This window comes from Acidimangrovimonas pyrenivorans, from assembly GCF_042643245.1.
Lineage (GTDB): Bacteria > Pseudomonadota > Alphaproteobacteria > Rhodobacterales > Rhodobacteraceae > Acidimangrovimonas > Acidimangrovimonas pyrenivorans.
In genome coordinates this window covers 32,606-53,728 of the sequence record NZ_JBHRSK010000012.1, presented here as the reverse complement: position 1 = coordinate 53,728, position 21,123 = coordinate 32,606, and the positions used below count along the sequence as shown (strand labels likewise).

The following is a 21,123-nucleotide window of genomic DNA, read 5'->3' as shown; positions in this document are numbered from 1 at the left end:
GGCGGTTCGGGCACTGTCCGGCCGATGCCCGAACGGCGAGGGAGGGTGGAGGGGCATCAGTCTTCGGTGGTCTGGTCGAGTTCGACCAGCGCCGCGGCGAACTGGTCCAGGCCCGCGGCGCCGGCCGGGGTGAGGGCGTAGGTGCCGTGCGCCACCCGCTCGAACCAGCCGTAATGGTCGGCGCGCATCAGCGGCGCGGCGCGGGTGACGCCGGTGGCGCGGGCGACCTGGGCAGCGCGTTGCGGGCCGGTCTGCTGCAGGTGGCGCGCGCAGCGCAGGGCGTCCTGGCGGTAGGCGGTCACCTGCTTGACCCGGGTCGCGCCGCCGGTATTGGGATCGCCGACCCGGCGCTGGAATTCGCGCAGCAGGCGGCCAGCCCGGTCGGCGCGCTTGCGCGGGCGGTAGGGGCCGGGGTCGAGATGGGCCTCGACCGCGGCCTCCGCGTCGGGGCGCACCACCAGCAGGCCGAGGCCGAGCCGGCGGCACAGCCGCAGGACATCCTTGTAGCGCCGGGTCCAGCCGCGCTGCGACGAGACCGGCACGGCGAGGTAGACGTGATCGAACAGTGCCTGCCTCGCGACGCCCTGCATCACCAGTTCCAAGGAGAAACTGAGCTTGAGCTCGACGATCAGCGGCGGTTCCTCGCCCCGGATCGCCATCAGGTCGCAGGCGCCGATCTCGGCCTTCACCGCGTAGCCCTGGGATTCGAGAAAGGCCTTCACCGGGGCGTAGAGATCGGCCTCGCGCATCTGTTCAGGCCCGGTGATAGGGCGCGCCGGCGAGGATCGAGGCGGCGCGGTAGAGCTGTTCGGCCAGCATCACCCGCACCAGCATGTGGGGCCAGACCATCTTGCCGAAGGAGAGGCTGAAATCGGCCTTGGCCCGCAGGCCCGGATCGATACCGTCGGCACCGCCGATGACGAAGGCGACGTCCTGGCGGCCATTGTCGCGCCAGCGTGCCAGCAGCTCGGCGAAATCGGGCGAGGTGAGCGTCTTGCCGCGCTCGTCGAGGGTGCAGAGCAGCGCCCCGGCGGGCAGGCTGCGCTCGAGCAGCGCGGCCTCGGCCGTCATGCCGCCGCCCTTGCGGTCCTCGACCTCGTGCAGCTGCGCCGGGCCGAGGCCCAGCGCGCGGCCGGTGCGGTCGAAACGCTGGAGGTAGTCGTCGATCAGCGTGAGTTCCGGCCCCGCCCGCAGGCGGCCGACCACGTTCAGATGGACCCGCATCCGGCCCCCTTGTCTTGAGGCCCGGAACGGGGCCCGGTCAGAACCCGGCCGTCAGGCCTTGGCGGTCTTGCCCGCCGGCTGCCACATCTTCTCGACCTGGTAGAACTCGCGCACTTCCGGGCGGAAGACATGGACGATGACGTCGCCGGTGTCGATCAGCACCCAATCGCCGGTTTCCTTGCCCTCGACCTTGCTGGTCCGCCCGGTCTGCTGCTTGAGCCGATCGACCAGTTTTTCGGCGATCGCCGAGACCTGGCGCGAGGAGCGGCCCGAGCAGACGACCATGTAATCGGCCATGTCCGAACGGCCGCGCAGGTCGATCGGGATCACGTCTTCGGCCTTGTCGTCGTCGAGTGAGGTCAGGATGCGTTCCAGCAGTTCCTCGCTGGAAAGATCATGAGCGGGCGCCGTCGTCATCGGAGCCCCCGATGCAGCCGTGCTGCCGGCTGCCTGCGTCGCATGAGACAGGACATTGTCCTCCTGATGAAGCGCCGACTGAACCCCGGCGCTGGGTGATGGAAATGTAGCATCGCGGCTGTGAAATCTCAATGACCGGCCCCGCAGAACGGCGCGATATCGCGGCGCGGCGGCGCCTTCCGGCCGCTCAGGGGCAGGCGGGCAGCTCTGCCGGCGCCCGGCCCAGCGCGCTTTGCAGCGTCGCGCCGGGGGCGGTGAGGGCCAGCGCCGGGACAGAGGGGGCGAAGCGCACCGAGAGGGCGAAGGGCGCCCCGGTCGCTTCGGCGCGGGCCCGGCAGGGGATGAAGGTGACCTCGATGGCGCTTTGCGGCTGCAGTCCCCGGGCCCGCCAGCCGCGCACCGTCGCCTGCAGCTGGGTCAGCTCGGCCGCCTGCGGCGTCGCCAGGCGCAGCCGGAACCGCATGCCGCCCTGCACGGGCTCCGGCGCCCCCGCCTGTTCCAGCCTGTCGCGCGCCTGCCGGGCGGCGGCGCCCGGTCCGCCGCTGGCGGTCAGCACCAGCGCCGCCGAGCCCGGGATCAGCCCGATACCGTCGGGCAGCAGGACCGAAACCGTGATCGCCGCCGGATCGGCCGCGAAGGGGCGCGGCGGCTCGGGAAACAGCGGCCGGGCGGTTGCCGGCGGGGCGGCGAGCAGCAGCGCGGCGGAGACCAGCGCGGCAAGAGGGCGGGAGGCGCGGCGCAGGCCGGTCGGTCGGTCTTGGGTCACGCGGGCGGCTCCTCGGGCGTGGTCGTTTCTTGCGGCGGCGCCGTGTCCTGCCCCCGGGCGCGGCCCAGGTCGACCCGGCTGCCGTCGAGCAGGCGCACCTCGCGTTGCGGGAAGGGCACCGAGATGCCGTTTTCCTTGAACGCGTCCCAAAGCGCAAGGTAGACGGCGCCGCGCACATTTGTCAGGCCGCCGGTCGGATCGCGGATCCAGAAGCGCAGGATGTAGTCGACCGAGCTGTCGCCGAAGCCGACGATATGGCAGACCGGCGGGCGCGAGACCAGCACCCGGTCGACGCTCTGGCAGGCGGCGGTGGCGATGGCGCGCACCTTGTGCGGGTCGTCGTGGTAGGAGGTGCCGAAGAAGATGTCGAGCCGGACGAAATCGTTCGAATGCGACCAGTTGACCACCTGTCCGGTGATCAGGTCCTCGTTCGGGATCAGGTATTCCTTGCCGTCGCGGGTGACGACCGAGACATAGCGGGCGCCGAGCGAATTGATCCAGCCGAAGGTGTCGCCGAGGCTGATCACGTCGCCCGGCTTGACCGACTTGTCGAGCAGGATGATGACACCCGAAACCAGGTTCGAGACCACCTTCTGCAGCCCGAAGCCGAGGCCGACGCCGATCGCGCCCGACAGCACGGCGAGGCCGGTGAGGTCGAAGCCCACCGCCTTGAGGCCGATGAAGAAGGCCGCGCCGTAGAGGCCGACCTGCATCATCTTCACCGCCAGCACCCGCATCGAGGGCGAGATATCCTCGTTGCCGGTGATCCGTGCCGCCGTGGTCTGCGCGATCATCCGCGCCCCGGAGAACAGGATGCCGGTCACCACCAGCGCCTTGAGCACCGCCAGCGCCGAAAGGTGGAAACCGCCCAGGTCGATGGCGAAATTGTCGAGGAACTCGGCGAAGGGGGCGAGCAGGCCGAGGAAATGCAGGGTGACGTAGATCCAGGCGCCCCAGCTGACCAGCCGCCGCAACAGCCGGTTGCGGATGACCCGCGCTGCGAAGCTGACCACCAGAAGCGCCGTCGCGATGGTGGCGCCGACGATGATCAGGTAGCGGCGCGACGGAAAGGGGGAGATCTGGGCGATGATCCCGGCGGCGGCCCAGGCCAGCAGCACGAAGAAGATGCCGCGCAGCCGCTGGCGGATCAGCAACAGGATACGCAGCCGCCATTTCGGCCAGCCTTCGCGGCTGCGCATCCAGTCGTTGAGCGGCGGCGTCAGCAGCGCCCGCAGCAGATGCGCCAGCCCGAACAGCCCGATCAGAATCCCCACCTGCATCAGCCGTGACGGCAGCAGCAAGGTGCCCAGGAAGGTCTCGATATCGGAAATCAGTCCCTGGGCGCTGTCGATCAGCGGGGTGAATTGCTCCATGCGGCGCGGGGTCCCTTTGCCTGCGGGGGTCGGCCCAGTGTGGCATGAATGGTGCCTTGGCCCAAGGGGTTAGGAAAGATCGCGTCGGCACCGACCGCCGCTCGAAACCGCGGCGCGACATCTCCGCCGCCGGCCCGGGGCCGTCCTTGCCGCACCGGCCCTGACACCCCATATTGCCTGCATTCCCCGAAGCGCGTAGAACAGCCGCCATGAAACGCATTTTCGACATCCATGACCGTGCGCGGCTTCCCGGCCGCTTCTACGGCGCCACCCTGTCGATCCTCGCGCGACTTTGACGCGACCGCAGCCCGCCGCGCCCTCGGCGCCGCGCCGCTCCGTCACGCCCCGAATATTCCTACTGCCGAATGAGAGAGAGCCATGACCGCTCCGAGAACCCTCTATGACAAGATCTGGGACGACCATGTCGTCCAGCAGGACGCCGACGGCACCTGCCTGCTCTATATCGACCGCCACCTGGTGCACGAAGTGACCAGCCCGCAGGCCTTTGAGGGCCTGCGCATGGCCCATCGCACCGTCCGCGCGCCCGAGAAGACCATCGCCGTGCCGGATCACAACGTGCCGACGACCCCCGACCGCGAGAAAGGGATCGAGAACGAGGAAAGCCGGATCCAGGTCGAGGCGCTGGACAGGAACGCCCGCGACTTCGGCGTCAACTACTATCCGGTCGACGACATCCGCCAGGGCATCGTCCACATCATCGGCCCGGAACAGGGCTGGACCCTGCCCGGCATGACCGTGGTCTGCGGCGACAGCCATACCGCCACCCACGGCGCCTTCGGCTCGCTCGCCCACGGCATCGGCACGTCGGAAGTGGAACACGTTCTGGCCACCCAGACGCTGATCCAGAAGAAATCGAAGAACATGAAGGTCGAGATCACCGGCAAGCTGCATCCCGGTGTCACCGCCAAGGACATCACCCTCAGCGTGATCGGCAAGACCGGCACCGCCGGCGGCACCGGCCATGTCATCGAGTATTGCGGCGAGGCGATCCGCGAGCTTTCCATGGAAGGCCGCATGACCGTCTGCAACATGGCGATCGAGGGCGGCGCCCGCGCCGGCCTGATCGCGCCGGACGAGAAGACCTTCGAATACGTCAAGGGCCGGCCCCACGCGCCGAAAGGCGCGGCCTGGGAGGCGGCGCTGACCTATTGGAAGACGCTGTTCAGCGACGAGGGCGCCCATTTCGACAAGGTCGTCACCCTGAACGCCGACGAGATCGCCCCGGTCGTCACCTGGGGCACCAGCCCCGAGGACGTGCTGCCGATCACCGGCGAGGTGCCGGACCCGGAAAGCTTCTCGGGCGGCAAGGTCGAGGCCGCGCGCCGGGCGCTGGACTACATGGGCCTCGAACCGGGCATGAAGCTGACCGACATCGCCATCGACACGGTCTTCATCGGCTCCTGCACCAACGGCCGGATCGAGGACCTGCGCGCCGCGGCGGCGGTGCTGAAGGGCCGCAAGGTCAAGGATGGCATCCGCGCCATGGTCGTGCCGGGCTCGGGCCTCGTCCGCGCCCAGGCCGAGGAAGAGGGCCTGGCCCAGATCTTCCTCGACGCCGGCTTCGAATGGCGCCTGGCCGGCTGCTCGATGTGCCTGGCGATGAACCCCGACCAGCTGGCCCCGGGCGAACGCTGCGCCGCGACCTCGAACCGGAACTTCGAGGGCCGTCAGGGCCGCGGCGGCCGCACCCACCTGCTGTCGCCGGCGATGGCGGCGGCGGCGGCGGTCACCGGCCACCTGACCGACGTGCGCGAATTGATGATGAGCGAGGAAGTCTGAGCATGGACAAGTTCACCACACTCACCGGGGTCGCGGCGCCGATGCCGCTGGTCAATATCGACACCGACATGATCATCCCCAAGCAGTTCCTCAAGACGATCAAGCGCTCGGGCCTCGGCAAGAACCTGTTCGACGAGATGCGCTATGACGAGAACGGCATGGAGAAGCCCGATTTCGTGCTCAACCAGCCGGCCTACCGTCATGCCGAGATCATCGTCGCCGGCGACAATTTCGGCTGCGGCTCGTCGCGCGAACATGCGCCCTGGGCGTTGCTCGACTTCGGCATCCGCTGCGTCATCTCGACCAGCTTCGCCGACATCTTCTATAGCAACTGCTTCAAGAACGGCATCCTGCCGATCGCCCTGCCGCAGGACCAGGTCGACGTGCTGATGGACGACGCCCGCAAGGGCTCGAACGCCCGGATCACCGTCGATCTGGAGAATCAGACCGTGACCAGTTCGGACGGGCAGGAATTTCCCTTCGAGATCGACCCGTTCAAGAAGCATTGCCTGCTCAACGGCCTCGACGACATCGGGCTGACGATGGAAAAAGTGACGGCGATCGACACCTTCGAAGCCAGGAACAAGACCCTGCATCCTTGGGTCTGACCCCTACCTGACCACAACATATGGGGCCGTCCGAAAGGGCGGCCCCATTTTTGCTGCATTATTGATGCAATGTGGCGACAGTTTCTCCCACAAATCGCCGGAAGGATTTGCTGTTTTCAGACAAGGCATTGATGGGCGCGATCAAAAAAGGCAAAACTTTGTCAAAGTTGAGGCAGCCCGCCACAAATGGCGGAACCAGGTTGGAACAAGGGAGCGGCACCGAATCGCGCCCGTCCGATTGGAAGGTGTTAGGGCAGTGGTGAACCGGGCGACCGGCGCGGTGGTACGCGCAATTCTTGTCATGATCTTGCTGGCGACCCCGTCGCTGCTTCTGCCCGGCGCCGGCTCGGACGTGACCCAGGTCGTGGCGCTGGTCGCGCTTTTCGCCGGTGGCCTGACCTTCGTCGAATATGCCTCGGCCTATCCCGGCCTGGTCGAGTTCCGCTACGCCCCGCCGTTCAACCGCATCCGCTTCCTCTCGCTGTTCCTGACCGTCTTCCTGCTGACGGTGATCTGCCGCGGCCAGATCGTGCCGACGCCGCTGTCGCTCTTCGTCTCGGCGGTGGGCGAGCTGATCGGGCGGGCGATCGACTTTCCCTACAGCCCGGTGCGGCTGGTGACCCTGATGCTGCCCGGCGACAGCACGCCGCAGCATATCGCGCTGGTGCGCACCGCGGCCGGCATGGCCTACCTGATCTCGCTGCTGGCGCTGTCGCTCTTCGTCGTGCTGCAGAAGGTCTTCGGCTGGCCCACTCGCCACGGCTCGTTCAACGTCTGGGTCAACCTGCCCACCTTCGATCCGACCGCCGGCGGCGATGTCGTTCACCGGCTGGAACGCGATGCCCGCATTAACATCGCGTTAGGGTTTCTGCTGCCATTCTTGATGCCGGCGGTGGTGAAAGCGGCGTCGAGCACCTTCGGGCAGATCACGCTGGAATCGCCGCAGACCCTGATCTGGACGATGACGGCATGGGCCTTCCTTCCCGCAAGCCTGTTCATGCGCGGCATCGCGCTGGGGCGGATCGCCGACATGATCCGCGAACGGCGCCGCCTGAGCGAGGCCGAGCACAACGGCTCCTTCCTGCCGGCCTGATCCTCCTTTTCGCGCTGCTGCTGCCGGCCCTTGCCGGGGCCGAAACCCTGCGCATCGCCACCTATGATATCGAGATGGCGCGGCGCGGCCCGGGGCTGCTGCTGCGCGACATCGCCAGCGGCACGGACAAGCAGGTCGCGGCCGCCGTCGCGGCGATCGCCACGGCCCGGCCGGACGTGCTGCTGCTGACCGGCTTCGATTACGACCGCGGCCTGGCCGCCCTGACCGCGCTGCGCGAGCGGCTGGCCAAGGCCGGGGCGCCCTACCCCCACCTGTTCGCCCTGCCGCCCAACAGCGGGGTGCAAAGCGGCGTCGACCTTGACGGCAATGGCAAGATCGGCGGGCCGCGCGACGCCCAGGGCTACGGCCATTTCGCCGGCCAGGGCGGCATGGCACTGCTGTCGCGGCTGCCGATCGACAGCGGCGCGACGCGGGATTTCAGCCGCTTTCTCTGGCGCGACCTGCCCGGCAACCAGATGGCCGGCGCCCAGTTGAGCCCGGCGGCGCGGAAGGTCCAGCGCCTCGCCTCCGTCGGCGCCTGGGACGTGGTGCTGCGCCGGCCAGACGGGTCGCCGCTGCACCTCCTCGCCTTCGCCGCGACGCCGCCGGTCTTCGACGGCCCGGAGGATCGCAACGGCCGCCGCAACCATGACGAGATCGCCTTCTGGCAGGAGCTGCTGGACGGCGCCCTGCCCCTTGCCGCGCCGAAAGGGCCGTTCGTGCTGCTCGGCGACGCCAATCTCGACCCGGTCGACGGCGAGGGCCGGCACGCGGCGATCCGGGCGCTGCTGACCGGTCCGCGCTTGCAGGACCCGCGGCCGCGCAGCGCCGGCGCCAGGGCGGCGGCCGCGCCGGACCACAAGGGCGATCCGGCGCTGACCACCGCAGACTGGTCCGGCAAGAAGGGGCCGGGCCCGCTGCGGGTCGATTACGTGCTGCCGGCGGCCGGGTTGAAGGTGACCGGCGCGGGCGTCCTCTGGCCCGCGCCGGGCAAGCCGGGGGCGAAGACGGCAGAGGCCGCCTCACGCCACCGACTGGTCTGGGTGGAGCTTGCCCTGCCCTGAGGCCGGAGCCAGCGCCGCCACCTGCCGCGCCATCACCGTCTCGAACGGGGTGATCCGGAACTCGGGTAGCAGCCGGGCGAATTTCTCGCCCGAGAGTTCATGCGGCGTCTCGTAGAGATAGCGCATCTCGCTCAGTTCGCGCGCCAGTTCCCAGAACGGACCGGCCAGCCGCATCGCTCCCCACGGGAAGCGCGTCATCTTCAGCTTGCGCCCCATCTGCGCCTCGAGCCGCGCCTTCATCTCGTCCATGCTGAAGGTCAGGCCCGGGAAGGGCACGTCCTCGAACGCCGCGAGGCTGCCCCGCTTCTCGGCCAGCGCGACGGCGGCGCGGGCCATGTCGGGCAGGTAGGCATAGGCGCGGCGGGCGGCAGGCGCGGCCATGGCCGAGACCTTGCCCTTCGCCAGCCCCTTCAGCACCAGCATGTTGAGCACGGTCTGCGGGTTTTCCGGGTCGATGAAATCGCCGCCGCGCAGGATGATCGTCTGCACGCCTTCGGCGGCGGCCTTGCGGTAGTCCGCCTCCATCCCGGCCCGGATCGCCCCCTTGCGGGCGACCGGGCGATGCGGCGTCGCGGCGCTCCACGGCCCGGGCTGGTCGCCGTAGACATAGACGTTGCCGGGCACGATCACCGTCGCGCCGCTGGTCCGGGCGGCGGCCAGCACCTCGCGGGTGATGGCCGGGATGATCCGCTTCCAGTCGTGATAGGCCGGCGGGTTCATCGCGTTGACGATCACGTCGGCGCCCTGCGCGTCGCGGATCATGTCCCCGGTCTTGCGGTCGAAGCGCCGCACCTGCCAGCCGGCGGTTTCGAATTCACGGGCGGCGTTGCGGCCGAAGCCGCCGGAGGCGCCGAGGATGAGAACGGTCTTGGTCATGGCGTGTCCCTTTCGCTTGGGCGGTGTCGTTTGCCGATGACGTGAAGGTAGCCATTCTGAATGGAATTGAAATTGAGAGAAATTGCATGTTACTCATTCAGGTATGAATATCTCTGACAGGCTCGACTGGTCCCTGGTGCAGGTGCTTCTGGCGGTAGCCGAGGCGGGTTCGCTCTCGGGCGCGGCCCGCGTTCTGGGGCTGAGCCAGCCAACGCTGGGCCGCCAGGTGCAGGCGGCGGAGCAGGCGCTGGGGCTGAGCATCTTCCGCCGCCACGCCCGCGGACTGGAACTGACCGAGGCCGGCGCGGCGCTGATCGCGCCGGCGCGGGCGATGCGCGAGGCGGCGGCGCGGCTGCAGCTGGCGGCGGCGGGGCAGGAGACCGGGCTGCGCGGCACCGTGCGGATCACCGCCAGCACCGTCGTCGCCCATTACCTGCTGCCGCCGATCCTGGCCCGGATCCGCGCCGCCGAGCCCGAGATCGAGCTCGAACTCCACCCTTCGGACACGACCGAGAACCTGCTGTTCCGCGAGGCCGATATCGCGGTGCGGATGTACCGGCCGGAACAGCTCGACGTCATCACCCGCCATGTCGGCGAGATCGGCATCGGCCTCTACGCGGCGCAAAGCTACCTCGACCGGCGCGGCACGCCGACCACCGTGGAAGAACTGCAACAGCATGACTGGGTCGGCTTCGACCGCTCGGAGCTGATGCTGCGGGCGCTGCGGCGGATGGGCTGGCAGGTCGATCGCGGCTTCTTCCGCACCCGTTGCGACGATCAGGCGACCTATTGGCAGCTGGTGGCGGCGGGCTGCGGCATCGGCGGCGGCCAGCACCATATCGGCCGCAGCACCCCCGGCGTCGTCCGGCTGATGCCCGAGCTGCCGATCCCGTCGCTGCCGATGTGGCTGACGGCGGCCGAGGCGCTGCGCCAGACGCCGCGGCTGCGCCGGGTCTGGGACCTGCTGGCCGAGGGGCTGCGTGCCGCGGTCTCGGAGCCTTCCGAAACAGGGGCGAAAGCTTGACCGCCAAGGGGCAAAAGGCTAGGCGAGACGGGACATTTCACGGAGCGTATCCCATGGCCAATCCTTCCCTTCTCATCCTTCCCGGCGACGGCATCGGCCCCGAGGTCATGACCGAGGTGCGCCGCGTCATCGACTGGTTCGGCGCCAAGCGCGGCCTGAATTTCGACGTCAGCGAGGATCTGGTGGGCGGCGCGGCCTATGACAAATACGGCACCCCGCTGCACGACGACACGATGGCCAAGGCGCAGGAAGTCGACGCGGTGCTGCTGGGCGCCGTCGGCGGGCCGAAATACGACGTGCTGGATTTCAGCGTGAAGCCCGAGCGCGGCCTCTTGCGCCTGCGCAAGGAGATGGACCTCTACGCCAACCTGCGCCCGGCGCAATGCTTCGACGCGCTGGCGGATTTCTCGTCGCTGAAGAAGGACGTCGTCGCCGGGCTCGACATCATGATCGTGCGCGAGCTGACCTCGGGCATCTATTTCGGCGAGCCGCGCGGCATCTACCCGGATAACGAGGGCGGCCGCGTCGGCGTCAACACCCAGCGCTACACCACCGACGAGATCCGCCGCGTCGCCCGCTCGGCCTTCGAACTGGCCAAGCGTCGCAACAACAAGGTCTGCTCGATGGAGAAGGCCAACGTGATGGAATCCGGCGTGCTGTGGCGCGAGGAAGTCCAATGGGTGCACGACAACGAGTACCCGGAGGTCGAACTGAGCCACATGTATGCCGACAACGGCGCCATGCAGCTGGTCCGCAATCCCAAGCAGTTCGACGTCATCGTCACCGACAACCTGTTCGGCGACATCCTGTCGGATTGCGCGGCGATGCTGACCGGCTCGCTCGGCATGCTGCCCTCGGCCTCGCTCGGGGCGCCGATGGCCAACGGCCGGCCGAAGGCGCTCTACGAGCCCGTCCACGGCTCGGCCCCCGACATCGCCGGCCAGGGCAAGGCCAACCCGATCGCCTGCATCCTGAGCTTCGCCATGGCGCTGCGCTACAGCTTCGACCGCGGCGACGAGGCCGCCCGGCTAGAAGCCACGGTCGAGAAGGTGCTGGCCGACGGCGTCCGCACCGCCGACCTGATGGGCCCGGAAGGCGGCGTGCCGGTCAGCACCTCGGGCATGGGCGACGCCATCCTCGCCGCGCTGGACGCCAGCCTGTAAGGCGACAGCCGGCAGGCAGATGAAGGGCCGGCGTCCTCGGCGGGCGGCGGCCCTTCTTCTTTGCCGGCGCAGTTGCGTCACTCCGCAACGCGCCCGGAGCCGCGGCGGGCGCCGGTCGCGCCGCGCGGCCGGCTAACGCCGCCTGTCCCGGCGCGCGGAGACCTCCAGCCGGACCGCCAGGATCAGCATCGCGACGGCAGCGACGAGAAGCAGGACCGAGATCGCCCATCCGCCGAATGCGAGGAAGACATAGAACGCGAAGATCAGGCTGCCGAAGAAATCCGGTATGCGCTCACAATAGGAGGCCGTCGAACTGGCGACGCAGCCCCCGAAGTGCCCGATCAGCCAAAGAAGCAACGGGAACCCCAGGATCGCCAATGCCGCGAGGGTCAGAAAACGCGCGGTTTCGTTTTGGAAGTGAATTCCCGGCAAGACGATCCTCCATGTGCCCGGCTTCCTGCACGGACAAGGATACCTCGCCCATGCGACGCGCCGCCATCGGTGCCGGCGCGCGCGAATGGGATCGACCTTAGGAGCAGACGCGCCGGCGCCGCTACGGCCCCAGCACCGCCCCGGTCGGATCCTTCAGCCGCAGCCGTTCCTCCGCCGGCACGGTCTGGCGTTCGATCATCCGGTGGACGCGCGGCTTGCCCGGGCCCTTGTGCAGCGCCAGCAACCGCTCGTAGACCTCGGCATCGGCCTGGGTCCGGCGCTGGTTGTGGCGGACGTAATCGGTCCAGGTCGGGACGTGGTAGCTCTCGGTCCACAGGTCCGGATTTTCCAGGTCGCGCAGCAGCGCCCATTGCTGGGCGCCGTCGCGCTTGCGGATCCGGCGCCGGTCGCTCATCGCCGCCAGGAAGGCCGGCAGGTCCTGCTGCGCGATCTCGTAATCCACCATCACCATGATCGGGCCCGAGCGCGGCTGGATGTCCAGCCGCAAGGGCGGCTCGCGGAACCTGTCGAGCGGATCGAGGTTGAGCTCGCCCAGCTGCGGCAGCCGGTAGCGCAGCCCGACCAGCCCGCCCAGCACCAGCACTCCCGACGCGATCATCAGCGCCGTGCCCGAGCCGTGGACCTGCGCCACCGAGCCCCAGAGCCAGCTGCCCGAAGCCATGCCGCCGAAGGTCGCCACCTGGTAGACCGACAGCGCCCGGCCGACGACCCAGCGCGGGGTGGTCAGCTGGACCGAGACGTTGAACAGCGACAGGGCGAGGACCCAGGAAGCGCCGGCGACCAGCAGGATGGCGCAGCTGAGCGCGTAGATCGGGCTGATGCCGAGGACGAAGGCGGCCACGGCGAAACCGGCGAAGGCGCCGCGCACCACGACCTCGTTGGAGAACCGCGCCCGCAACCGGCTGTTCGACAGCGCCCCGCCGATGGCGCCGACGCCGAAGAAGCCCAGCATCACGCCGTAGCCCAGCGCACCGCTGCCCAGCTGGCCGCGCGCCACCAGCGGCAGCAGCGCCAGCACCGCCACTGCGGCGATGCCGAACAGGAAGCCGCGGCCCATGATCCGGACCAGGTGCGGCGACATCGAGACATAGCGCAGCCCGGCCCGCATCGCCCGGGTGAAATCCTCGCGCGGCAGGGTGCTGCGCGCCCGTTCGGGGTGCCAGCGGCTCAGCGTCGCGATCAGCAGGAAATAGGAGGCCGCATTGGCCGCGAAGGCCGCCGCCGCCCCGGCCGCCGCGACGATGGCACCGCCGATCGCCGGCCCGACGCTGCGCATCAGGTTGAACCCCATCGAGTTGACGACGACGGCCGAGGGCAGGTCCTCCTTGCCGATGATGTCGCCCATCGAGGCCTGCCAGGACGGGTTGTGCAATGCCGTGCCGCAGCCGATCAGGAAGGTGAAGGACAAGAGCAGCCAGGGCGTCAGCAGCCCCAGATAGGCCGTCACCGCCAGCCCGACCGAGACGACCAGCATGAAGCTCTGCGCGATCAGCATGATCCGGCGGCGGTCGAAACTGTCGGCCAGCGCCCCCGACACGATCGCGAACAGGGTGATCGGCAGGGTGGTTGAGGCCTGCACCAAGGCCACCAGCGCGTGCGAGGTGGTCAGCGAGGTCATCGTCCAGCTCGCGCCCACCGCCTGGATCAGCGTGCCCAGGTTCGAGACCAGCGCGGCCGACCACAGCGCCCGGAAGGTCGGGTTGCGAAACACGCCCAAAGGTGATGTCCGCTCTGCCACTCCCGTTCCCTCGCGCTGCCCACTTTCGGGATACGCCGCGGCGCCGGCGGGGGCAAGCGCGCGACATTGCCGTCTTGCCAGCCGGTCCCGGCCAGCGGCAGAGTGGGGCGGGCAGAAAGGAACGGACATGGCGAAGACAAGGCTGGACAGGCTGCGCCTGCTTTACGAAGGCAACAGCCGGCGCGCGCAGCGGTTCCGCTACGGGCTGTTGATCTTCGATCTGGGCACGATCCTGTTCGTCATCGCCACCTCGTTCAGCCAGCACGGCGTGGTGGTCGAGACCATCGACGCGGTTTTCGGTGTCGCCATCCTGATCGACTTCATCGCCCGCGTCGCGATCTCGACCCAGCGGCTGCGCTTCCTGATCCACCCGGTGACTCTGGCCGACCTCGCCTCGATCGTCTCGTTCCTCGCACTCTTGGCAGGCGAGGGGCTGGGCTTCCTGCGCATCGTCCGGACGCTGCGGCTGCTGCACACCTACCAGATGCTGGCCCGGCTGCGCGCCGATTTCCGCTTCTTCCGGATGCACGAGGATATCCTCGTCGCCGCGATCAACCTGCTGGTCTTCATGTTCGTCATGACCGGGCTGGTCTATGCCAGCCAGTACAGCACCAACCCGCAGATCGACAACTACGCCGACGCGCTCTACTTCACCGTCACCGCGCTGACGACGACCGGCTTTGGCGACATCACCCTGACCGGAACCAGCGGCCGGATGATCTCGGTCGCGGTGATGATCTTCGGCGTCACCCTGTTCCTGCGCCTCGCCCAGGTGCTGTTCCGCCCGGCCAAGGTGCGCTACCCCTGCCCCGATTGCGGCCTCAAGCTGCATGACCCGGACGCGGTCCATTGCAAGCATTGCGGCGCGACGCTGAATATCGAGACCGAGGGCTATTACTGAGGCCCCGGATCAGGCCGTCTCCTCGGCCAGCAGCGCCGCCAGCCCCTCGCGATAGCTCGGGTAGAGCAGCCGGATGCCGAGCTCATCCTTGATCCGGTCGTTCCGCACCCGCTTCGACTCGGCATAGAAGCTGCGCGCCATCGGGGACATCTCGGCGGTTGCGAAATCCTCCTCGGGCGGCAGCGGCAGGCCGAGCAGCTCGGCGGCGTGGGCGATGATCTCTTCCGGCGGCGCCGGGTCGTCGTCGCACAGGTTGTAGATCGCGCCGGGATTCAGATGCGCCATCGAGGCTTCCAGCACCTGCGCGATATCCGCGACATGGATGCGGCTGAACACCTGGCCGGGCTTGACGATCCGCCGCGCGGTGCCGGCCCGAACCTTGGCGAAGGGCCCGCGCCCGGGGCCGTAGATGCCGGCCAGCCGGAAGATGTGCAGCGGCAGCCCGGCCTCCTGCGCCAGCGCCTGCCATTCCGCCTCGGCCGTCCCCCGGGCCTTGCCGCGCGCCGTCGCCGGGGTCAGTGGCGTCGCCTCGTCGACCCAGCCGCCGTGATGATCGCCGTAAACCCCGGTGGTCGACAGGTAACCGACCCAACGCAGATGCCCGGCCGCGGCGATCTGATCGCGCGCCAGCCGCAGCACCGGGTCGCCCTGTTCATCGGGCGCGATGGAGCTGAGCAGATGCGTCGCCCGCGCTAGGACCGGGGCGAGCGCATTGCCCGGCCAGACCAGCGCCTCGACGCCCTCCGCTGTCAATTCAGCGGCCTTCTCGGCCGAACGCGTGGTGCCGATCACGTGCCAGCCCTGCGGCATCAGCCGCCGGGCGAGGGCGCGGGCGGAATAGCCGTGGCCGAGGGAAAGCAGAACCTTGTCCATGGCCCGACTATCTGGGCCGGGCCGGGGGCTGCGCAAGGGCGGATCGCCCGCTGACCGCTTTGCCATTGCCCGGCGCGGCGAAATCGGCTTTCAGTCCGTCATGAGCAATGCCCCCGATTTCAGCTTCGAAACCGCCGCCCGCGCCCGCGGCTTCGCCCGTATCGCCGGCGTCGACGAGGTCGGCCGCGGCCCGCTCGCCGGCCCGGTGACGGCCGCCGCCGTGATCCTCGACCCGGCCCGCATCCCCGACGGCCTGAACGATTCGAAGAAGCTCAGCGCCCGCCGCCGCGACGCGCTCTACGACGCGATCCTCGAGATGGCCGAAGTCTCCGTCGCCCATGCCACGGTGGCGGAGATCGACGAGATCAACATCCTGCGCGCCAGCCACCTGGCGATGGAGCGCGCCGTCGCCGGCCTCGCCACGCCGCCTCACCACCTGCTGATCGACGGCAACCTGATCCCGCGCGGGATCGCCCTGTCGGCCGAGGCCGTGGTCAAGGGCGATGCCCGCTCGCTGTCGATCTCCGCCGCCTCGATCGTCGCCAAGGTGGTGCGCGACCGGATCATGGTGGATTTGGCGCAACAGCACCCCGGCTACGGCTGGGAACGCAATGCCGGCTACCCGACCAAGGCCCATCTGCAGGCGCTCCAAGATATCGGGGTGACTCCCCACCATAGACGTTCCTTCGCACCTATCCACAATATCTTGTATCAAGGCAATAATGTAACCCCTTGATTCAAAAAACAAATTGACGGCGAATCGCCGATAGCTCATTTTTGTCCACAGAAACGACAGCGCGAAAACGCGCGGACCTGTGAGGCAGACATGACGAAACCCAAGGCCAAGGGGGCGGAAACGCTCCCTCTCAACCAGATATTGTCTGGTGACTGCATCGAGAGAATGAACAGCCTGCCAGCGGGCTCGATAGACCTGATCTTCGCCGACCCGCCCTACAACCTGCAGCTCAAGGGCGACCTGCACCGGCCGGACAATTCCAAGGTCGATGCGGTCGACGACGACTGGGACCGGTTCGACAGCTTCAAGATCTACGACCGCTTCACCCGCGACTGGCTCGCCGCCGCGCGCCGGCTGCTCAAGCCCAATGGCGCGATCTGGGTGATCGGCTCCTACCACAACATCTTCCGCCTCGGCGCCGAACTGCAGAACCAGGGCTTCTGGCTGCTCAACGACGTCGTCTGGCGCAAGTCGAACCCGATGCCGAACTTCCGCGGCAAGCGGCTGACCAACGCCCATGAGACGCTGATCTGGGCCAGCAAGGAAGAGGCCAGCAAGTACACCTTCAACTACGAGGCGCTGAAGGCGCTGAACGAAGGGGTGCAGATGCGCTCGGACTGGGTGATCCCGATCTGCACCGGGCACGAGCGGCTCAAGGACGACAAGGGCGACAAGGCCCACCCGACCCAGAAGCCCGAGGCGCTCTTGCACCGGGTGCTGGTGGCGACGACCAATCCCGGCGACGTCGTGCTCGACCCGTTCTTCGGCACCGGCACCACCGGCGCCGTCGCCAAGATGCTGGGCCGCGACTATATCGGCATCGAGCGCGAGGAAAGCTACCGCAAGGTGGCCGAGGCGCGGCTGGCCAAGGTGCGCAAGTTCGACCGCGAGGCGCTGACCGTCTCGACCTCGAAACGCGCCGAGCCGCGGGTGCCCTTCGGCCAGCTGGTCGAACGCGGCATGCTGCGCCCGGGCGAGGAGCTCTACTCCATCGGCAACCGCCACAAGGCCAAGGTGCGCGCCGACGGCACGCTGATCGGCAACGACGTCAAGGGCTCGATCCACCAGGTCGGCGCCCAGCTCGAAGGCGCGCCCAGCTGCAACGGCTGGACCTATTGGCACTTCAAGCGCGAGGGCAAGATCATCCCGATCGACGTGCTGCGCCAGCAGATCCGGGCCGAGATGGGCGACCAGCGCCCGCACTGATCCCGCGCGACCGACAGTTACCGCCTGTGCCGTGGTCCGCCCGCGGCACGACTGCCCCGCCATCTCCGCATGGCGGGGTCTTTTGTCTCCGGCGGGAGGATGCAGGCAAAGATGACACCGCAAACGCCCCTGCATTTCACCTTTGCGAAAATACTCCGGGGGGAGTCGCCCCTGGGCGACGGGGGGCAGCGCCCCCCTTTCCTCGCAAACAGGCTTGCGCGCGCAGCGCGCTCCGCCGGATCGCCTATTTGTAGGGGGCCATCCCCGCGCGGGCCAGTTCGTCGGCGCGCTCGTTCTCGGGGTGGCCGGCATGGCCCTTGACCCATTCCCAATGCACCTTGTGCCGGGCCTGGGCGGCGTCGAGCCGGCGCCACAGGTCCTCGTTCTTCACCGGCTTGCCGGTCGAGGTCTTCCAGCCCTTCCGCTTCCAGCCCCGCAGCCATTCGCTGATGCCGTTCTTCACATAGGCGCTGTCGGTGACGATGGTGATCTCGGAGGGCCGGCCCAGCGTCTCGAGCGCGGTGATCGCCGCCATCAGCTCCATGCGGTTGTTGGTGGTCTGGGCCTCGCCACCCGACAGGGCACGTTCCTTGACCACGGTGTCGCCGTCGCGGGCGTGCAGCAAGACGCCCCAGCCGCCGGGGCCGGGATTGCCGCTGCAGGCACCGTCGGTATAGGCGATCAGGTCAGGCATGGCAGGCTCCGTTCGGCAGGTCGCCCGGGTCTTACGGAAGCCCGGCCGGGGCGTCAACGGCGGCGGGGACGGCTCAGGTCAGCACGATGGGAGCGAGGCTCAGCAGCACGACGACGGTGAAGCCCAGCCGCGCCCGCATCCACCAGCCCGGCGCCAGCCCCTGCTGCCAGAACAGCCAGTCGATCGCGGTGACGCCGACGAAGCCGGCGCCGAGGTAGATCGCGGCCGAGACCGGCCCGCCGCCGACGAAGAGGAAGGCCCAGGCCGCTGGCAGGACGCTGAGCAGGTAGCCCGTCGCGGCGACACCGGCCCGGGCGCGGCTGGCGAATCCCCACAGGATGCCGGACAGGAAGGCCAGCACCACGGTGCCGTAGGCAAGCTGGATATAGGGCCCGATGAAACGCGGCCCGACATGCCGCGCCGTCGCCAGCGCCAGCGGCTGCGACCACATCGTCACCACGCCCCAGACGAAGGGGGTAAGCGCGGCGGTGCCGAGGGTCAGCGCGGCCCGGGGGCTGCGGCTCATGCCCGTTCCAGCGCCAGCCGCAGCCCGAGCCCGGCGAAGCTGGCGGCGAAGGCACGGCGTATCCAGGCCATGACGCGCGGCCGCGCCAGCACCGCCCGGCGCAGGCTGCCGGCCAGCACCGCGTAGCCGACGAAGACCGCGAAGGTCATGGCGACAAAGCCAAGGCCCAGTTCGGTCAGCCGCAGCGTCGCGTCGGGCGCTCCGGCGGGAATGAACTGGGGCAGGAAGGCAAGGAAGAACAGCGCCGAGGTGTGCAGCACCGCCGCCAGCCCGCCCAGCGTGAAAAGCAGGTGGATCGCCGTGGTCAGGGTGCAGCCGAGCACCGCCAGCAGCCCGGCACGCAGCCCGGCGCCCAGCGTCGTCGACAGGGTGTAGATGACGCCGATCCCCGGCATGGCGCAGACGATGAAGGCGGTGAACAGGAATTCCGGCGACATGGGACCCTCCGTGGCAAGACGCGGCAGTCTGCCCGCCGCCGCCCCGCCGCGTCAAGCTAGGCCGCGCGGGCGGCCAGCAGCCGCGCCAGCGGCGGGCCGAGCAGCAGCACCAGCACGAAGCGCAGCGTCTGCATCGCGATCACGAAGGCAAGGTCGACCCGGCTGGTCGCGGCGATGATCGCCACCGAGCTCAGCCCGCCGGGGCTGGTCGCCAGATAGGCGCTGAGCGCATCGATCCCCAGCCCCCAGGACACCAGCGCCCCCAGCCCGATGCACAGCGCGATCATCAGCAGGATCGATCCCAGCACCTGCGGCAGCACCGAGACGGCATGGCGCAGTGCCTGCATGGTGAAGCTCTGGCCGACGCTCCAGCCCAGCAGCACGTAGCAGACCGACATCAGCATGTCGGGCAACTGGATCGAGACCAGCCCGGCGGCATGCAGCACCCCGCCCAGCGCGAAGGGCAGCAGGATGGTGCCTCCCGGCATCCGCGTCGCCAGTGCCAGCGCGATGCCGAGCGCGGTGATCGCCAGCGACTGGCCGAAGGCGAACCAGTCGAGCCCGGCCCCGGCCGCCGCCGCCGCCGTCGGCCCGGCGCCGCCGGGCGCGCCCCAGAAATGGGCGATCAGCGGCGCGACGATGGCGACGATCAGCACCCGCAGGTATTGCATGAAGGCGACGAGGCGCTGATCGGCGCCGAAGGCCTCGGACATCAGCATCATCACCGTGGCCGCCCCCGGCGACAGGCCCCAGACGGCCGTCGATCCGGGCAGGCGGCCGCTGCGCAGCAATCCCCAGCTGACCACCGTGCTCAGCGCCAGGATGGCAAGGCCGATGGCCAGGAACAGCGGCGCGTCGCTGGTGAAGGTCGCCAGCGCCGCCGGGGTGATCGCTGCGGCCAGCAGCACGCCCAGCAGGCCCTCGGCCGGCAACAGCAGCCCGCGCGCCAGTTTCAGCTCGGCCCCGGAGACCTGCAGCGCAATCGCCGCGATCATCGCGCCCAGCATGAAGGAGGCCGGCAGCTGGATCGCCGCCATCGGCGCGATCAGCAGTGTCGAAAGAAGGATAAGCAGGAACCAGCGCACCGGGCGCGGCAGCCGGGACAGGCGCGCCGGCGCCGGGCTCACGCCGTCTCGCGCAGCACGCGCGGCACCTTGAACTCGACCGCCTCGCGCGCGGTCTCGACCGGCTCCACCGTCACCTCGAAACGGTCGCGGAAGGCGGCGATGACCTCGTCCACCAGCACCTCCGGCGCGCTCGCCCCGGCGGTGATGCCGACCGAGCGGATACCCTCGAGCGCGCGCCAGTCGATATCCTCTGCCCGCTGGGTCAGCTGGGCATAGGCGCAGCCGGCGGCGCGGCCGACCTCGACCAGCCGGCGCGAGTTCGACGAGTTCGGCGCCCCGATCACCAACAGCGCCTCGATCTTCGGCGCGATCGCCTTCACTGCCGCCTGGCGGTTGGTGGTGGCGTAGCAGATATCTTCCTTGTGCGGCCCGACGATGCCCGGGAACCGCGCCTTCAGCGCCGCGACGATATCCGTCGTGTCATCTACCGACAGCGTCGTCTGGGTGATGAAGGCCAGCTTCTCCGGGTCGCGCACCTTCAGCCCGGACACATCGTCCGGCGTCTCGACCAGCAGCACCTCGCCCGGCGGCAATTGCCCCATCGTGCCGATCGTCTCGGGATGGCCGGCATGGCCGATCATCACCATCTGCAGCCCGTTCTGGAAATGCCGCTCGGCCTCGATATGCACCTTCGAGACCAGCGGGCAGGTGGCGTCGACATAGAGCATGTGCCGCGCCTCGGCCTCGGCCGGCACCGATTTCGGCACGCCGTGGGCCGAGAAGATCACCGGCCGGTCCGGCGGGCAGTCCGACAGCTCCTCGACGAAGACCGCGCCCTTGTCGCGCAGCCCGTCGACGACGAACTTGTTATGGACGATCTCGTGGCGGACATAGACCGGCGCGCCCCATTTCTGCAGCGCCATCTCGACGATCTTGATCGCCCGGTCGACACCGGCGCAGAAGCCGCGCGGGGCGGCGAGGTAGAGGGTAAGGGCGGGTTTGCTCATCTGTCAGCTTCGAGGCTCGGGCCGGGTTGGCCCAGAGGTAGGCCGGACACGCGCCGAGGTCCAGCCCCGTCCGGCAC

23 protein-coding genes are annotated in these 21,123 nt (G+C 69.0%); 9 read left to right on the top strand and 14 right to left on the bottom strand.

All coding sequences use genetic code 11. The features are described 5' to 3' along the window. Positions 1 to 56 precede the first annotated feature (56 nt). From ACFOES_RS14990 to ACFOES_RS14970, 5 genes are all read right to left on the bottom strand, one after another. Positions 57 to 749, bottom strand: coding sequence for a DUF2161 domain-containing phosphodiesterase (locus ACFOES_RS14990; RefSeq protein WP_377834122.1), 693 nt, complete (start codon positions 747 to 749; stop codon positions 57 to 59). 4 nt (positions 750 to 753) lie between these two features. Then, positions 754 to 1,224, bottom strand: coding sequence for a 23S rRNA (pseudouridine(1915)-N(3))-methyltransferase RlmH (gene rlmH / locus ACFOES_RS14985; RefSeq protein WP_377834121.1), 471 nt, complete (start codon positions 1,222 to 1,224; stop codon positions 754 to 756). A 51-nt stretch (positions 1,225 to 1,275) separates the two neighbouring features. Continuing rightward, a complete protein-coding gene (gene rsfS, locus ACFOES_RS14980; protein ID WP_377834120.1) occupies positions 1,276 to 1,641 on the bottom strand; it encodes a ribosome silencing factor in 366 nt (121 codons plus the stop codon). Between the two features lie 187 nt (positions 1,642 to 1,828). Further along, a complete protein-coding gene (locus ACFOES_RS14975; RefSeq protein ID WP_377834119.1) occupies positions 1,829 to 2,407 on the bottom strand; it encodes a hypothetical protein in 579 nt (192 codons plus the stop codon). Continuing rightward, positions 2,404 to 3,780, bottom strand: a complete 1,377-nt coding sequence (locus ACFOES_RS14970) for a mechanosensitive ion channel family protein (RefSeq protein ID WP_377834118.1) — start codon at positions 3,778 to 3,780, stop codon at positions 2,404 to 2,406. The genes ACFOES_RS14975 and ACFOES_RS14970 overlap by 4 nt, the downstream gene beginning before the upstream one ends. Before the next feature lie 378 nt (positions 3,781 to 4,158). Here ACFOES_RS14970 and leuC point away from each other — a divergent pair, with 378 nt between their 5' ends. The 4 genes from leuC (at position 4,159) to ACFOES_RS14950 (ending at position 8,345) form a co-directional block, all read left to right on the top strand. Then, a complete protein-coding gene (leuC, locus tag ACFOES_RS14965) occupies positions 4,159 to 5,580 on the top strand; it encodes a 3-isopropylmalate dehydratase large subunit (RefSeq protein WP_377834117.1) in 1,422 nt (473 codons plus the stop codon). Positions 5,581 to 5,582: 2 nt separating this feature from the next. Beyond that, on the top strand, positions 5,583 to 6,188 hold the full coding sequence (gene leuD / locus ACFOES_RS14960; RefSeq protein WP_377834116.1) for a 3-isopropylmalate dehydratase small subunit: 606 nt from the start codon (positions 5,583 to 5,585) through the stop codon (positions 6,186 to 6,188). Positions 6,189 to 6,489: 301 nt separating this feature from the next. Further along, positions 6,490 to 7,281 carry a hypothetical protein gene (locus tag ACFOES_RS14955; RefSeq protein ID WP_377834115.1) on the top strand — a complete coding sequence of 264 codons (792 nt, stop codon included), beginning with the start codon at positions 6,490 to 6,492 and terminating at the stop codon, positions 7,279 to 7,281. A 74-nt stretch (positions 7,282 to 7,355) separates the two neighbouring features. After that, a complete protein-coding gene (locus ACFOES_RS14950; RefSeq protein WP_377834114.1) occupies positions 7,356 to 8,345 on the top strand; it encodes an endonuclease/exonuclease/phosphatase family protein in 990 nt (329 codons plus the stop codon). Here the strand turns inward: ACFOES_RS14950 and ACFOES_RS14945 are convergent. Beyond that, on the bottom strand, positions 8,304 to 9,221 hold the full coding sequence (locus ACFOES_RS14945) for an NAD-dependent epimerase/dehydratase family protein (RefSeq protein ID WP_377834113.1): 918 nt from the start codon (positions 9,219 to 9,221) through the stop codon (positions 8,304 to 8,306). The two genes, ACFOES_RS14950 and ACFOES_RS14945, sit on opposite strands and share 42 nt — an antisense overlap. Positions 9,222 to 9,324: 103 nt before the next feature. On the opposite strand from ACFOES_RS14945, the gene ACFOES_RS14940 reads away from it, so the two are divergent. Then, positions 9,325 to 10,245, top strand: a complete 921-nt coding sequence (locus tag ACFOES_RS14940) for a LysR family transcriptional regulator (protein WP_377834112.1) — start codon at positions 9,325 to 9,327, stop codon at positions 10,243 to 10,245. Positions 10,246 to 10,298: 53 nt separating this feature from the next. Continuing rightward, on the top strand, positions 10,299 to 11,408 hold the full coding sequence (leuB, locus tag ACFOES_RS14935; protein ID WP_377834111.1) for a 3-isopropylmalate dehydrogenase: 1,110 nt from the start codon (positions 10,299 to 10,301) through the stop codon (positions 11,406 to 11,408). Positions 11,409 to 11,540: 132 nt separating this feature from the next. On the opposite strand, the gene ACFOES_RS14930 is transcribed toward leuB, so the two are convergent. Both ACFOES_RS14930 and ACFOES_RS14925 read right to left on the bottom strand, forming a co-directional pair. After that, positions 11,541 to 11,840 (bottom strand): hypothetical protein, encoded by a 300-nt coding sequence (locus ACFOES_RS14930; RefSeq protein ID WP_377834110.1) that lies wholly within the window; start codon positions 11,838 to 11,840, stop codon positions 11,541 to 11,543. A gap of 121 nt (positions 11,841 to 11,961) precedes the next feature. Beyond that, entirely contained in the window at positions 11,962 to 13,599 is a 1,638-nt protein-coding gene (locus tag ACFOES_RS14925) for an MFS transporter (RefSeq protein ID WP_377834109.1), read from the bottom strand. Between the two features lie 127 nt (positions 13,600 to 13,726). On the opposite strand from ACFOES_RS14925, the gene ACFOES_RS14920 reads away from it, so the two are divergent. Next, positions 13,727 to 14,500 carry a potassium channel family protein gene (locus ACFOES_RS14920; protein ID WP_377834108.1) on the top strand — a complete coding sequence of 258 codons (774 nt, stop codon included), beginning with the start codon at positions 13,727 to 13,729 and terminating at the stop codon, positions 14,498 to 14,500. A gap of 9 nt (positions 14,501 to 14,509) precedes the next feature. Here the strand turns inward: ACFOES_RS14920 and ACFOES_RS14915 are convergent, their stop codons facing one another. Further along, complete coding sequence (locus ACFOES_RS14915) at positions 14,510 to 15,373, bottom strand: SDR family oxidoreductase (RefSeq protein ID WP_377834107.1); 864 nt, start codon at positions 15,371 to 15,373, stop codon at positions 14,510 to 14,512. 100 nt (positions 15,374 to 15,473) lie between these two features. Here ACFOES_RS14915 and ACFOES_RS14910 point away from each other — a divergent pair, with 100 nt between their 5' ends. Together ACFOES_RS14910 and ACFOES_RS14905 are read left to right on the top strand one after the other, a co-directional pair. Then, positions 15,474 to 16,109 carry a ribonuclease HII gene (locus ACFOES_RS14910; RefSeq protein WP_377834106.1) on the top strand — a complete coding sequence of 212 codons (636 nt, stop codon included), beginning with the start codon at positions 15,474 to 15,476 and terminating at the stop codon, positions 16,107 to 16,109. Between the two features lie 90 nt (positions 16,110 to 16,199). Then, entirely contained in the window at positions 16,200 to 17,315 is a 1,116-nt protein-coding gene (locus tag ACFOES_RS14905; RefSeq protein WP_377834105.1) for a site-specific DNA-methyltransferase, read from the top strand. A 244-nt stretch (positions 17,316 to 17,559) separates the two neighbouring features. Here the strand turns inward: ACFOES_RS14905 and rnhA are convergent, their stop codons facing one another. The 5 genes from rnhA to ispH form a co-directional block, all read right to left on the bottom strand. Continuing rightward, positions 17,560 to 18,009, bottom strand: a complete 450-nt coding sequence (gene rnhA / locus ACFOES_RS14900; protein WP_377834104.1) for a ribonuclease HI — start codon at positions 18,007 to 18,009, stop codon at positions 17,560 to 17,562. A 73-nt stretch (positions 18,010 to 18,082) separates the two neighbouring features. Further along, positions 18,083 to 18,535, bottom strand: coding sequence for a DUF3429 domain-containing protein (locus tag ACFOES_RS14895; protein WP_377834103.1), 453 nt, complete (start codon positions 18,533 to 18,535; stop codon positions 18,083 to 18,085). Beyond that, on the bottom strand, positions 18,532 to 18,972 hold the full coding sequence (locus ACFOES_RS14890; RefSeq protein ID WP_377834102.1) for a LysE family translocator: 441 nt from the start codon (positions 18,970 to 18,972) through the stop codon (positions 18,532 to 18,534). The genes ACFOES_RS14895 and ACFOES_RS14890 overlap by 4 nt, the downstream gene beginning before the upstream one ends. 56 nt (positions 18,973 to 19,028) lie before the next feature. Continuing rightward, positions 19,029 to 20,099: an AbrB family transcriptional regulator gene (locus tag ACFOES_RS14885; protein WP_377834101.1), complete on the bottom strand. Its 1,071-nt coding sequence runs from the start codon at positions 20,097 to 20,099 to the stop codon at positions 19,029 to 19,031. Beyond that, on the bottom strand, positions 20,096 to 21,046 hold the full coding sequence (gene ispH / locus ACFOES_RS14880; RefSeq protein WP_377834100.1) for a 4-hydroxy-3-methylbut-2-enyl diphosphate reductase: 951 nt from the start codon (positions 21,044 to 21,046) through the stop codon (positions 20,096 to 20,098). The genes ACFOES_RS14885 and ispH overlap by 4 nt, the downstream gene beginning before the upstream one ends. Between the last annotated feature and the right edge of the window lie 77 nt (positions 21,047 to 21,123).